The 12,975-nt window shown below is 70.9% G+C and carries 11 protein-coding genes; all 11 read left to right on the top strand.

Annotated elements, in window-relative coordinates; translation table 11 throughout:
- The first annotated feature begins 148 nt into the window (after positions 1 to 148).
- Entirely contained in the window at positions 149 to 2,191 is a 2,043-nt protein-coding gene (rho, locus tag AB0M97_RS05440) for a transcription termination factor Rho (RefSeq protein WP_365959410.1), read from the top strand.
- Positions 2,192 to 2,338: 147 nt separating this feature from the next.
- The gene (locus tag AB0M97_RS05435) at positions 2,339 to 4,135 is read left to right on the top strand and encodes a trypsin-like serine protease (RefSeq protein WP_365959654.1); all 1,797 of its coding nucleotides are present in this window, start codon (positions 2,339 to 2,341) and stop codon (positions 4,133 to 4,135) included.
- Between the two features lie 211 nt (positions 4,136 to 4,346).
- Entirely contained in the window at positions 4,347 to 5,471 is a 1,125-nt protein-coding gene (locus tag AB0M97_RS05430) for an LCP family protein (protein ID WP_365959409.1), read from the top strand.
- Positions 5,472 to 5,669: 198 nt separating this feature from the next.
- The gene (rpmE, locus tag AB0M97_RS05425) at positions 5,670 to 5,894 is read left to right on the top strand and encodes a 50S ribosomal protein L31 (protein WP_189981746.1); all 225 of its coding nucleotides are present in this window, start codon (positions 5,670 to 5,672) and stop codon (positions 5,892 to 5,894) included.
- A 107-nt stretch (positions 5,895 to 6,001) separates the two neighbouring features.
- The gene (prfA, locus tag AB0M97_RS05420) at positions 6,002 to 7,078 is read left to right on the top strand and encodes a peptide chain release factor 1 (RefSeq protein WP_365959408.1); all 1,077 of its coding nucleotides are present in this window, start codon (positions 6,002 to 6,004) and stop codon (positions 7,076 to 7,078) included.
- A 71-nt stretch (positions 7,079 to 7,149) separates the two neighbouring features.
- Positions 7,150 to 7,989, top strand: coding sequence for a peptide chain release factor N(5)-glutamine methyltransferase (prmC, locus tag AB0M97_RS05415; protein ID WP_365959407.1), 840 nt, complete (start codon positions 7,150 to 7,152; stop codon positions 7,987 to 7,989).
- Between the two features lie 52 nt (positions 7,990 to 8,041).
- Positions 8,042 to 8,689, top strand: a complete 648-nt coding sequence (locus AB0M97_RS05410) for an L-threonylcarbamoyladenylate synthase (RefSeq protein WP_365959406.1) — start codon at positions 8,042 to 8,044, stop codon at positions 8,687 to 8,689.
- The gene (locus AB0M97_RS05405) at positions 8,686 to 9,354 is read left to right on the top strand and encodes a protein-tyrosine-phosphatase (protein WP_365959405.1); all 669 of its coding nucleotides are present in this window, start codon (positions 8,686 to 8,688) and stop codon (positions 9,352 to 9,354) included. The genes AB0M97_RS05410 and AB0M97_RS05405 overlap by 4 nt, the downstream gene beginning before the upstream one ends.
- A gap of 82 nt (positions 9,355 to 9,436) precedes the next feature.
- A complete protein-coding gene (glyA, locus tag AB0M97_RS05400; protein WP_365959404.1) occupies positions 9,437 to 10,675 on the top strand; it encodes a serine hydroxymethyltransferase in 1,239 nt (412 codons plus the stop codon).
- Positions 10,676 to 10,804: 129 nt separating this feature from the next.
- Positions 10,805 to 12,088 carry an MraY family glycosyltransferase gene (locus tag AB0M97_RS05395; RefSeq protein ID WP_365959403.1) on the top strand — a complete coding sequence of 428 codons (1,284 nt, stop codon included), beginning with the start codon at positions 10,805 to 10,807 and terminating at the stop codon, positions 12,086 to 12,088.
- A gap of 297 nt (positions 12,089 to 12,385) precedes the next feature.
- On the top strand, positions 12,386 to 12,823 hold the full coding sequence (locus AB0M97_RS05390; RefSeq protein WP_365959402.1) for a hypothetical protein: 438 nt from the start codon (positions 12,386 to 12,388) through the stop codon (positions 12,821 to 12,823).
- The last annotated feature ends 152 nt before the right edge of the window (positions 12,824 to 12,975 follow it).

The following is a 12,975-nucleotide window of genomic DNA, read 5'->3' as shown; positions in this document are numbered from 1 at the left end:
CTCGAGGAAGCGCCATCACCAGCAATCTCTTCCGCCGCTTTGGCGGACCACCGCCCCGGCACGGTCATGGAGAACAGGACCGTAGCCGGACAGCACAACCGGTCGCCGAGCCAGACAGGCCGACGTCCGCTCCAGGGAAGGACCCTTCGTGAGCGACACCACCGATCTGATGGGCGCACGTGTCGAGGAGACCGCTGCCGCGCCCGCCACGGACGCCTCCGCGCCTGCCACCGGTGCCGGCTCCCGGCGGCGCCGCGGTACCGGCCTCGAGGGCATGGTGCTGGCCGAGTTGCAGCAGGTCGCATCCGGCCTCGGTATCAGGGGCACCGCGCGGATGCGCAAGAGCCAGCTGATCGAGGTCATCAAGGAGGCGCAGGCGGGAGGCGCGGCCGCCCCGGCCAAGGCCGACGACGCCGCCGAGGCCAAGCCGAAGCGCCGGACCACCTCCCGGGTGCGTACCGGTGACGAGGCCGCCGCCGACAAGGCCGAGAAGAAGGCGCAGAAGCAGGCCGCCGAGGCCCCCGCCGAGCCGGCCCAGCAGCAGATCGACATCCCCGGCCAGCCCGCCAGCAACGACGCCCCGGCCGAGCGCCGCCGGCGCCGCGCCACGGCCGACGCCGGCGCCCCCGCGGGCAGCGCCGAGACGGTCGCCGCCGAGGCGAAGAGCGAGCCGAAGGCCGAGACGCCGGCCCAGCAGTCCCCGCAGTCCCAGCAGGGCGACGGCAAGGGCGACAACCGCGCCGACAACCGGGGCGGCGACGCCGGTGAGGGCGGCGAGGGCCGCCGCAGGGACCGCCGCGAGCGCGGCCGTGACCGCGACCGGGACCGCGGTGAGCGTGACCGCGGCGAGCGTGACCGCCGTGGCAAGGGCGACGACCAGCAGAACCAGCAGCAGGGCCAGCGCCAGCAGGGCAGCGGCGGTGGCGGCCGGCAGCAGCAGGACGACGACGACTTCGAGGGCGGTCGGCGTGGCCGTCGCGGCCGGTACCGAGACCGCCGTGGCCGTCGTGGCCGCGACGAGATCACGTCCGAGCCGCAGATCGCCGAGGACGACGTCCTGATCCCCGTCGCGGGCATCCTGGACATCCTCGACAACTACGCCTTCATCCGGACGTCCGGCTACCTGCCCGGCCCGAACGACGTGTACGTCTCCCTCGCCCAGGTCCGCAAGAACGGCCTGCGCAAGGGCGACCACGTCACCGGCGCCGTGCGCCAGCCCAAGGAGGGCGAGCGCCGCGAGAAGTTCAACGCGCTGGTCCGACTCGACTCCGTCAACGGCATGGCGCCCGAACACGGCAGAGGACGCCCGGAGTTCAACAAGCTGACGCCGCTCTACCCGCAGGACCGCCTCCGCCTGGAGACGGACCCGGGCGTGCTCACCACCCGCATCATCGACCTCGTGTCGCCGATCGGTAAGGGCCAGCGCGGTCTGATCGTGGCTCCGCCGAAGACCGGCAAGACCATGATCATGCAGGCGGTCGCCAACGCGATCACGCACAACAACCCCGAGTGCCACCTGATGGTCGTCCTCGTCGACGAGCGTCCGGAAGAGGTCACCGACATGCAGCGGTCGGTGAAGGGCGAGGTCATCTCCTCGACCTTCGACCGTCCGGCCGAGGACCACACCACGGTCGCCGAGCTGGCCATCGAGCGGGCGAAGCGCCTGGTGGAGCTGGGCCACGACGTCGTCGTGCTGCTCGACTCCATCACGCGTCTGGGCCGTGCCTACAACCTCGCCGCGCCGGCCTCCGGCCGCATCCTGTCCGGTGGTGTCGACTCGACCGCCCTGTACCCGCCGAAGCGCTTCTTCGGTGCGGCCCGCAACATCGAGGACGGCGGTTCGCTGACCATCCTCGCCACCGCGCTGGTGGACACCGGGTCCCGCATGGACGAGGTGATCTTCGAGGAGTTCAAGGGCACCGGCAACATGGAGCTCAAGCTCGACCGGAAGCTCGCCGACAAGCGCATCTTCCCGGCGGTGGACGTCGACGCGTCCGGCACCCGCAAGGAAGAGATCCTGCTCGGCAACGAGGAGCTGGCCGTGGTCTGGAAGCTGCGCCGGGTGCTGCACGCGCTCGACCAGCAGCAGGCGATCGAGCTGCTCCTCGACAAGATGAAGCAGACCAAGTCGAACGTCGAGTTCCTGATGCAGATCCAGAAGACGACGCCGACGCCGGGCAACGGCGACTGACGCTCCCGGGTGCACGCAGTGGCCGTCCTGTTCGCAGGGCGGCCACTGCGCTGTTCTCGGACAGGTGTACGATCACGCTGCTTCGGGCTGTTTTTCGTCGCGTGCCCGAACTTCTGATCCCGAGGGGGGACTTGCGTGGGTACATCCATGTCCGGAGGCGGGCGTCACAGACGCCGGTTGCGTATCGCCCTGCCCGTCGCGGCGGCCGGTGTCGCCGCCGCCGTCGCCGCGGCGCTGCTGACGTCGTCCGCGGGCGCCGCCACCGCGCTGCCGCAGCCGACGGTGAAGCCCGCCACCAGCGCGCCCTCGCTCACCGAGCTGGAGCGGCGCGTCGCGGGTGCCGTCGCCGGTGACGACACCGCGGGCAAGACCGGCAAGGAGTCGTTCAGCGCGAGCGACGACGGCCCCACCGCCGACGCCAAGATCATCGGCGGTACGACGACCAGCATCTCGTCGGCGCCCTGGATGGCGCAGCTCTGGTACTACGACGACCGGGGCACCACGTCCGAGGCGGACGACATCGGCTTCTTCTGCGGCGGCACCGTCGTCGCCCCGACGAAGATCCTCACCGCCGCGCACTGCGTCAAGGGCTACAACTGGCACGCCAACGGCGCCGTCGTCACCGGCACAGCCCAACTGCCGACCACCGACAGCGCGGGCAACACCGACCTGCACGGCGGCACCGTCACCGGCGTGTGGCGGCAGTGGAACCACCCGTCGTACAGCGCTGCCACCATCGACAACGACATCGCGGTCCTGACGCTGCCGAACCCGGTCAGGGCGACGCCGATCCGTATGACGACGTCCGGCGACACCGCCTCGTACGCGGCCGGCACCAGCGCCAAGGTCTACGGCTGGGGCCGGACCAGCTCCACCAGCGACAACGTCTCCGAGACGCTGAAGACGGCCACGCTGCCGATCCAGTCGGACGGCACCTGCGCCGGCTACTACGGCGCCGACTTCGTCAAGGGCCACATGGTCTGCGCGGGCAACCCCGCCACCGGCTCCGACGCCGGCACCACCACGGCCTGCAACGGCGACTCCGGCGGTCCGCTGATCGTGAACAACCGGATCGTCGGCGTCGTGTCGTGGGGCGTGCAGGACTGCGTCGCCAAGGGCGCCTACAGCGTCTTCGCCAAGGCGAGCGCGTACGTCGGCGCGACCTACCCGCGCATCGACGACACCAACATCAACGGTGACCACCGGGCCGACCTGTGGGTGCGCGAGTCCGCCACCCGCACCGGCTTCTCGAAGAACTCCACGGGCAGCTCCTTCGGCGCCCGCGAGTCCTGGGGCGACTGGTCCGGCGTCAACACCGTCCTGCAGACCGACCTCGACCGCGACGGCTACGAGGACCTCGTCTACCGCGCCTCCTCCACCGGCGACGTGTACTGGGCCCACTACGTGCACTCCAGCGGCACCTGGTCGACCAAGCAGATCGCCGACAACTGGAAGACCCGCACCCGCATCATCGTCCCCGGTGACGTCAGCGGCGACTACCTGCCCGACCTGCTCTCCGTCGACTCGGGCGGCTACCTGTGGCTGTACCCGGGCAAGGGCAACGGCACCTTCTCGCCCCGCGTGAAGGTCAGCTCGGGCTGGAACCAGTACAACTCGGTGCGCGGCCAGGGCGACTTCACCGGCGACGGCAAGACCGACCTGATCGCCCGCAGCAAGAGCAACAGCTCCGTGTACCTCTACAAGGGCACCGGCAAGAGCGGCTCGGGCGCCTTCTCCAGCCGGATCAAGGTCCGCACCTGGAGCGGCTACAACGCCTTCGACGCGGTCGGGGACGTCACCGGCGACGGCAAGGCCGACTTCCTGGCCCGCACCTCCGGCGGCACGCTCTACCTCTACAAGGGCACCGGCAAGGCGACCAGCGAGATCTTCGCCGCGAGGATCTCGCTCGGCACCGGTTTCCAGCGGTACGACCTCTGGGGCTGAACCGCCAGGTGAGCCCCGCTCTCCGAGGCTGATCCGCAACACTCCGTGCCCGCCGGGACACCCGGCGGGCACAGCGCGTGGTGCGACCCGGTGTGCCGGTTCCCGCTCCTGCCCGACCAGGGCGACGATGGTGGGACCACCACCGACGGGCCGCCCCGGGCCTGGAACCGGACGCAGGGGGTAACCGAACGGACGAGAGCCGAGGAGCACATTGTCTGCCGAGAGCACGCCGGACCATCCCGGTACAGCGGGAGAGACCGGCACCACGGACCGGCGCCGCCGCGAGACGCGCGGCAGGCGCCGCAGAGGCCTGCTGATCACGGCCTGGGTCGCGGCGGGCATCGTCGTCCTGGGCGGCACCGGCGCCGGCTACCTGTACCTCAAGCTCAACGGCAACATCAACAGCGTCGACATCGACCAGGCCCTCGGCACCGACCGGCCCCAGAAGGCCGACGACGGCTCCCGGAACATCCTCGTCCTCGGCTCCGACACCCGCTCCGGCGGCAACAAGAAGCTCGGCGGCGGCACGGACGACGGCAGCGCCCGCTCCGACACCGCGATGGTCGTGCACCTCTACCAGGGCCACACGAGGGCCGGCGTGGTCTCCATCCCCCGGGACACCCTCATCGACCGCCCCGAGTGCACCGACGGCGACGGCAGGACGCACGAGGCCGCGGACGGCGTGATGTTCAACTCCGCCTACGCCACCGGCGGCGCGGCCTGCGCGGTCAAGACCGTCGAGTCCCTCACCGACCTGCGCATGGACCACTACCTGGAGGTCGACTTCGCCGGCTTCAAGAAGCTGGTCGACGAGCTCGGCGGCGTGGAGGTCACCACCGGCGAGGACATCGACGACCCCGACAGCCACCTGAAGCTGAAGGCGGGCACCCACCGGCTGACCGGCGAGCAGGCCCTCGGCCTGGTCCGCACCCGGCACGGCGTCGGCGACGGCTCCGACCTCGGCCGCATCCAGCTCCAGCAGGCCTTCGTCAAGGCCCTGATCACCCAGGTCAACGAGGTCGGCGTCTTCACCAGCCCCAAGAAGCTGTACGACCTGGCCGACACCGCGACCCGGACGGTCACCACCGACTCCGACCTGGCCTCGGTGAACTCCCTGATGTCCTTCGTCAACGGCCTGGAGGGCATCACCGCCGAAAACCTGGACATGGTCACACTGCCGGTCCGCTACGACCCGGCCGACCCGAACCGGGTCCTCATCCAGGAGAAGAAGGCCCGGCAGGTCTGGCAGGCGCTGAAGGACGACAGACCGATCCCCGAGAAGGCCACCCAGGGCACCGCCGCGGGCGATGCCAAGGGCGTCGTCGACGCCCCCTGAGGGGCGCGGGGCGGGTATCGGTGCGCGGGTTTGCCGCGTGGGCGCGAGCGACCACGGCGCACCCGCGCGGAATAGACCCCACCGACCCCGCGTTTTGGGGGATGGCCCCAGTCCTGGCAGACTGGTACGTCGGCTCCGGTTCACGCTCCCGCATCCCGCGGCGGCGACCCGGCGCCCTCCCGGAACCTAGGAGACACCTTGAAGCGCGACATCCACCCCGAGTACGTCGAGACGCAGGTCAGCTGCACCTGTGGCGCGTCGTTCACCACCCGCAGCACGATCCAGTCCGGCGCCATCCGGGCCGAGGTCTGCTCCGAGTGCCACCCGTTCTACACGGGCAAGCAGAAGATCCTCGACACCGGTGGCCGTGTGGCCCGCTTCGAGGCCCGCTTCGGCAAGGCTGCCGCCGGCTCCAAGAAGTAGCGAGCCCCAACCCGCCGGTCCACGGCCCCGCCCCTCCCAGGGGCGCGCCGGGACCGGCGTTTTTGGTCGCCCGCCCTTCCCCCTCACCGCAGTATCAGGAGCCCAAGATGTTCGAGGCCGTCGAGGAACTCGTCGCCGAGCACGCCGACCTGGAGACGAAGCTCGCCGACCCCTCGGTCCACTCCGACCAGGCCAACGCGCGCAGGCTGAACAAGCGCTACGCCGAGCTCACCCCGATCGTCGCCACGTACCGCTCCTGGAAGCAGACCGGCGACGACATCGAGACCGCGCGCGAACTGGGCGCCGACGACCCGGAGTTCGCGGCCGAGGTCAAGGAGCTGGAGCAGCGGCGCGACGAGCTCACCGAGAAGCTGCGCCTGCTGCTCGTGCCGCGTGACCCCAGCGACGACAAGGACGTCATCCTCGAGATCAAGGCGGGCGCGGGCGGCGACGAGTCCGCCCTGTTCGCCGGCGACCTGCTGCGGATGTACCTGCGCTACGCCGAGCGCGTCGGCTGGAAGACCGAGATCATCGACGCCACCGAGTCCGAGCTGGGCGGCTACAAGGACGTCCAGGTCGCCGTGAAGACCAAGGGCGGCCAGGGCGCCACCGAGCCCGGCCAGGGCGTGTGGGCCCGTCTGAAGTACGAGGGCGGCGTGCACCGCGTGCAGCGCGTGCCGGCCACCGAGTCGCAGGGCCGCATCCACACCTCCGCCGCCGGTGTGCTCGTCACGCCCGAGGCCGAGGAGATCGACGTCGAGATCAACCCGAACGACCTGCGCATCGACGTCTACCGGTCCTCCGGACCCGGCGGCCAGTCCGTCAACACGACCGACTCCGCCGTGCGCATCACGCACATTCCGACCGGAGTCGTCGCCTCCTGCCAGAACGAGAAGAGCCAGCTGCAGAACAAGGAGCAGGCGATGCGTATCCTGCGCTCCAGGCTGCTCGCCGCGGCGCAGGAGGAGGCGGAGAAGGAGGCCGCCGACGCCCGCCGCAGCCAGGTCCGCACCGTCGACCGCTCCGAGAAGATCCGCACGTACAACTTCCCGGAGAACCGCATCTCGGACCACCGTGTCGGCTTCAAGGCGTACAACCTGGACCAGGTCCTGGACGGCGACCTCGACGCGGTGATCCAGGCGTGCGTCGACGCGGACTCGGCCGCCAGGCTCGCAGCCGCGTAACCCACGTACGAGCACTTCGGAGGACTTGCGTGCAGCAACATTTTGGGGGGCGACCCCCAAGCCCCCGCAGCGTGCTGCTCGCGGAGGTCGCCCAGGCCACCCAGCGGCTCGCCGACGCCGGCGTGCCCTCGCCGCGCACCGACGCGGAGGAACTCGCCGCGTTCGTGCACGGCGTCAAGCGCGGCGAGCTGCACACCGTCAAGGACTCCGACTTCGACGCCCGCTACTGGGAGGTCGTCGCCCGCCGCGAGGCCCGCGAACCCCTCCAGCACATCACCGGCCGCGCCTACTTCCGGTACCTGGAACTCCAGGTCGGGCCCGGGGTGTTCGTGCCGCGTCCGGAGACCGAGTCGGTGGCCGGCTGGGCGATAGACGCGGTACGCGCCATGGACGTCGTGGAGCCCTGCATCGTCGACCTGTGCACGGGCTCCGGCGCCATCGCGCTCGCCCTCGCCCAGGAGGTGCCGCGCTCCCGGGTGTACGCCGTCGAGCTGTCCGAGGACGCCCTGCGGTGGACCCGCAAGAACGTCCAGGGCTCCAGGGTCGAGCTGCGCCAGGGCGACGCCCTGACCGCGTTCCCCGACCTCGACGGCCAGGTCGACCTGGTCATCTCCAACCCGCCGTACATCCCGCTCACCGAGTGGGAGTACGTGGCGCCCGAGGCCCGCGACCACGACCCGGAGATGGCCCTGTTCTCCGGCGAGGACGGCCTCGACCTGATCCGCGGCATCGAACGCACCGCGCACCGGCTGCTGCGCCCCGGCGGCGTCGTCGTCGTGGAGCACGCCGACACCCAGGGCGGCCAGGTGCCGTGGATCTTCGCCGAGGACCGCGGCTGGACCGACGCCGCGGACCACCCCGATCTCAACAACCGCCCGCGGTTCGCGACCGCCCGCAAGGCGCTGCCGTGAGCACGCACCGCACTTCACCCCCGCAGTACGTGTACGAGGAGGCCCGCTAGACATGGCACGGCGATACGACACCAACGACGCGACCGACCGCGTGACCGGTCTGCGCGAGGCAGCGTCCGCCGTCCGCCGTGGCGAGCTCGTGGTGCTGCCCACGGACACGGTGTACGGCATCGGCGCCGACGCGTTCTCCGCGGAGGCCGTCGCCGACCTGCTCGACGCCAAGGGCCGCGGGCGGAACATGCCCACGCCCGTCCTCATCGGCTCCCCGAACACGCTGCACGGCCTCGTGACGGACTTCTCCGAGCTGGCCTGGGAACTCGTCGACGCCTTCTGGCCGGGGGCGCTCACGATCGTCGCCAGGCACCAGCCGTCCCTCCAGTGGGACCTCGGCGACACCCGCGGCACGGTCGCCGTCCGCATGCCGCTGCACCCGGTCGCCATCGAGCTGCTCACCGAGGTCGGCCCGATGGCCGTCTCCTCGGCGAACCTCACGGGCCACCCCGCCCCCGAGAACTGCGACGCCGCGCAGGAGATGCTCGGCGACTCCGTCTCCGTCTACCTCGACGGCGGCCCCACCCCCGGCAACGTCCCGTCCTCCATCGTGGACGTCACGCGCGAGGTACCGCTGCTGCTGCGCCAGGGCGCCGTACCGGCCGACGAGCTGCGCAAGGTGGTACCCGACCTCGAGGTGGCGAATTGACAGCCCCTGAGGCGGGGCGCGGCATAGGCAACGGGGACCGCAGCGGGGACTTCGACCATCCCCGCGACACCTTCCGCATCCTCCACGTCAGCACCGGCAACGTGTGCCGCTCACCGATCACCGAGCGGCTGACCCGGCATTTCCTGGCGGACCGGCTCGGCGACCCGGGGGGCGGCGGGCTGATCGTGGAGAGCGCGGGCACCTGGGGCCACGAGGGCGCGCCCATGGAGGCCAACGCGGAGGCCGTGCTGGCCGACTTCGGCGCGGACGCCTCCGGCTTCGTCGGCCGTGAACTCCTGGACGAGCACGTGATCCGCGCCGACCTGGTGCTGACCGCGACCCGCGACCACCGCGCCCAGGTCATCTCCATGGGCCACTCGGCGGGCCTGCGGACCTTCACGCTGAAGGAGTTCACGCGCCTGGTGAAGGCGATCGACCCGGCGACCCTGCCCCCGATCGAGGACGGCGTGGTGGGACGCGCCCGCGCCCTGGTCCGCGCCTCGGCCGCGCTGCGCGGCTGGCTGCTGGCCCCGACGGCCGAGGCGGACGAGGTCTACGACCCGTACGGGGCGCCCCTGACGTTCTTCCGGTCCATCGGGGACGAAATACACCAGGCGCTCGATCCCGTGGTCACCGCTCTCACAGGGGTGCCCGCAAGGGCCTAGGGGGCGTCTGCCACCACGGGCGTGCGCGGACCGCCGGGCCTACATTGGACGTACGTCACCGTCGACGCCCCCGGAGCCCACCATGACGGTCACCCCTGCCATCGAGGCCGATGTCCTGCGCCGCCAGGACCCCGAGCTCGCCGACGTGCTGCTCGGCGAGCGGGACCGGCAGTCGACGACGCTCCAGCTGATCGCCGCCGAGAACTTCACCTCGCCGGCCGTGCTGGCCGCGCTCGGCTCGCCGCTGGCCAACAAGTACGCGGAGGGCTATCCGGGCGCCCGGTACCACGGCGGCTGCGAGATCGCCGACGTCGCCGAGCGCCTCGCCGTGGAGCGGGCCAAGGCCCTGTTCGGCGCCGAGCACGCCAACGTCCAGTCCCACTCGGGCTCGTCGGCGGTGCTCGCCGCGTACGCCGCGCTGCTGCGCCCCGGCGACACCGTGCTGGCGCTCGGCCTTGCGCACGGCGGGCACCTCACGCACGGCTCGCCCGCGAACTTCTCCGGCCGCTGGTTCGACTTCGTCGGCTACGGCGTGGACGCGGAGACCGGCCTGCTGGACCACGACCAGGTGCGCGCCCTGGCCCGCGCGCACCGCCCCAAGGCGATCGTGTGCGGGTCGATCGCCTACCCGCGCCACATCGACTACGCCTTCTTCCGCGAGGTCGCCGACGAGTCCGGCGCCTACCTCGTCGCGGACGCCGCGCACCCCATCGGGCTGGTGGCCGGGAAGGCGGCGCCCAGTCCGGTGCCGTACGCGGACATCGTCTGCGCGACCACGCACAAGGTGCTGCGCGGGCCACGCGGCGGGATGGTGCTGTGCCGCGGCGAACTGGCCGAGCGGGTCGACCGGGCCGTGTCCCCCTTCACGCAGGGCGGTGCGCAGATGCACACCATCGCGGCGAAGGCGGTCGCCTTCGGGGAGGCGGCGACGGAGGACTTCGCCCGGTACGCGCGTCAGGTCGTCGCCAACGCCCGGGCGCTGGCGCTCGCGCTGGCCGCGGAGGGCCTCGCCGTCACCACCGGCGGCACGGACACCCACCTGCTGACCGCCGACCCGGGCCCCCTCGGCGTCGACGGGCGCACCGCGCGGGGCCGGCTGGCGGCGGCCGGAATCGTGCTGGACTGCTGTGTGCTGCCGCACGGCGACACCCGTGGCCTGCGGCTCGGCACGGCCGCGGTGACCACGCAGGGCATGCGGGAGCCGGAGATGGGGCGCGTGGCCGCGCTGGTCGGGGGAGTGCTGCGGGGCGACCTGGAGCCCACGGGAGCGCGTGCCGAGGTGCGGGACCTGACCGCGGGTTTCCCGCCGTATCCGGCGTGACGCGGGGTAGGTGAACCGGCGTGCACCGCCACACGTGCAACCATCGTCGCTACCCGGAAGTCCCTACCGGTATGCGTCGCTCGCTAGGGTGTGGGGCTGGAATGGCCGGCGAGACCTGTGGGGAAGCCCGTGCGTGAATACCTGCTGACGCTCTGCATCACGGCCGCGGTGACGTATCTGCTGACAGGGCCGGTACGGAAGTTCGCGATCGTGGCGGGAGCGATGCCGGAGATCCGGGCACGGGACGTGCACCGGGAACCGACTCCGCGGCTCGGCGGTATCGCCATGTTCTTCGGGCTGTGCGCGGGACTGCTGGTCGCGGACCACCTGACCAATCTCAACGAGGTCTTCGAGAACTCCAACGAGCCGCGCGCGCTGCTGTCGGGTGCCGCCCTGATCTGGCTGATCGGCGTCCTGGACGACAAGTTCGAGATCGACGCCCTGATCAAGCTGGGCGCGCAGATGATCGCCGCGGGCGTGATGGTGGTGCAGGGCCTGACGATCCTGTGGCTGCCGGTGCCGGGCGTCGGCACGGTCGCGCTCACGCAGTGGCAGAGCACGCTGCTGACGGTGGCGCTGGTGGTCATCACGATCAACGCGGTCAACTTCGTGGACGGGCTCGACGGGCTCGCGGCGGGCATGGTGTGCATCGCGGCGGCGGCGTTCTTCATGTACGCGTACCGGATCTGGTACTCGTACGGCATCGAGGCGGCGGCCCCGGCCACGCTGTTCGCGGCGATCCTGATGGGCATGTGCCTGGGCTTCCTGCCGCACAACATGCACCCGGCGCGGATCTTCATGGGCGACTCGGGCTCGATGCTGATCGGGCTGGTGCTGGCGGCGGGCGCGATCTCGGTGACGGGCCAGGTGGACCCGGACCTGATGAACCTGTTCACCGGGTCGGAGCGCAACTCGGTGCACCAGATGGTGCCGGTCTACATCCCGCTGCTGATGCCGTTGACGATCATCGCGATCCCGGCGGCGGACCTGATCCTGGCGATCGTGCGCCGCACCTGGCGGGGCCAGTCGCCGTTCGCGGCGGACCGGGGTCACCTGCACCACCGGCTGCTGGAGATCGGCCACTCGCACAGCCGAGCGGTGCTGATCATGTACTTCTGGTCGGCGCTGATCGCGTGCGGGGCGCTCGCCTACTCCGTCAACTCGGCGTCCATGTGGATCGTCCTCGGCATCGTGTTCCTCAGCACGATCGGCCTGGTGCTCCTGCTGCTGCCCCGCTTCACGCCGCGGGCCCCGCGCTGGGCGTACCGCTTCGTGCCGCCGCGCTACCGGCGCCCCGAGCCCGAGGAGGCGCCCGCGCACCCGGTGGCGGCAGAGGAGGAGCGCCCCAAGGTCGGCGCCGGACTCACCGTCAACGGCGCGACCGCCATCGGGGCCCGGTCGCACCCAAGGTAAGAATCTGACTAGAGCATTGCCAAGTCGTGAGACATCGATGGGGGTGCAAACCGCCCATTACCAGGCAAGCCGCCCGAGATTCTGCACAGACGCGCGCGTTCACTCTCATGTGTGACTGCCAGCACACCCAGTAGGTAAAGACCTCATCAAATAGTTTGTGATACCGTTCACGAGAACCCGGGACAGAGTCGAAGGACCGCAGTGCGACGGTCCATTCGCGTGAGATCTCCACCCTCGGCCCGGGACTACGCTCGTCCATGACGACACCCTGCCCCCTGTGAAAGCGGAGTTGCCGCCATGCCCTCCAACGACGTCCGGAACCTTCTGCAGTGTGCTGTGCCCACAGCCGCTGCCGGTGCGGTTGCCGTCGCCGTCAGTGGTGTGGTGGCCGGCGGCAAGGGTGCGCTCGGTGCGGCGGTCGGGGCGGTGCTGGCCATCCTGTTCATGGGCATCGGCCTGTACGTCCTGCAGTGGACGGCCAAAACGCTTCCGCAGCTGTTCCAGGCCATGGGGCTGATGCTCTACGTCGCCCAGCTCCTGCTGCTTCTGATCTTCGTCGCCCTCTTCAAGGACACCTCGCTCTTCCACGCGAAGGCGTTCGCGCTCGCGCTGGTCGTCGCCACCGTCGTGTGGATGGCCGCGCAGGCCCGGGCGCACATGAAGGCCAAGATCTTCTACATCGATCCCGACTCCGCGAAGAGTGAGAAGCCCGAGAAGACAGGGCCGCCGTCGTGACGAGTAGGGGCGCGATAAAGAGCCTTCGGAAGTCCTGCTATCGTCCGGTGCCAACTGCGGCATCGCGGGCGCGGGCATCCGAGCTGACGCCTGCTCCATCGCGAGGCTCGAAGCCCCTCAGCCGCCCCCACATCCGTAACACCTGTCCGGTG

It is taken from the genome of Streptomyces sp. NPDC051207, assembly GCF_040682395.1.
Classification (GTDB): Bacteria; Actinomycetota; Actinomycetes; order Streptomycetales; family Streptomycetaceae; genus Streptomyces.
Note: the sequence above shows the minus strand (reverse complement) of the source record. Positions and strands in the feature narration are given on the sequence as shown.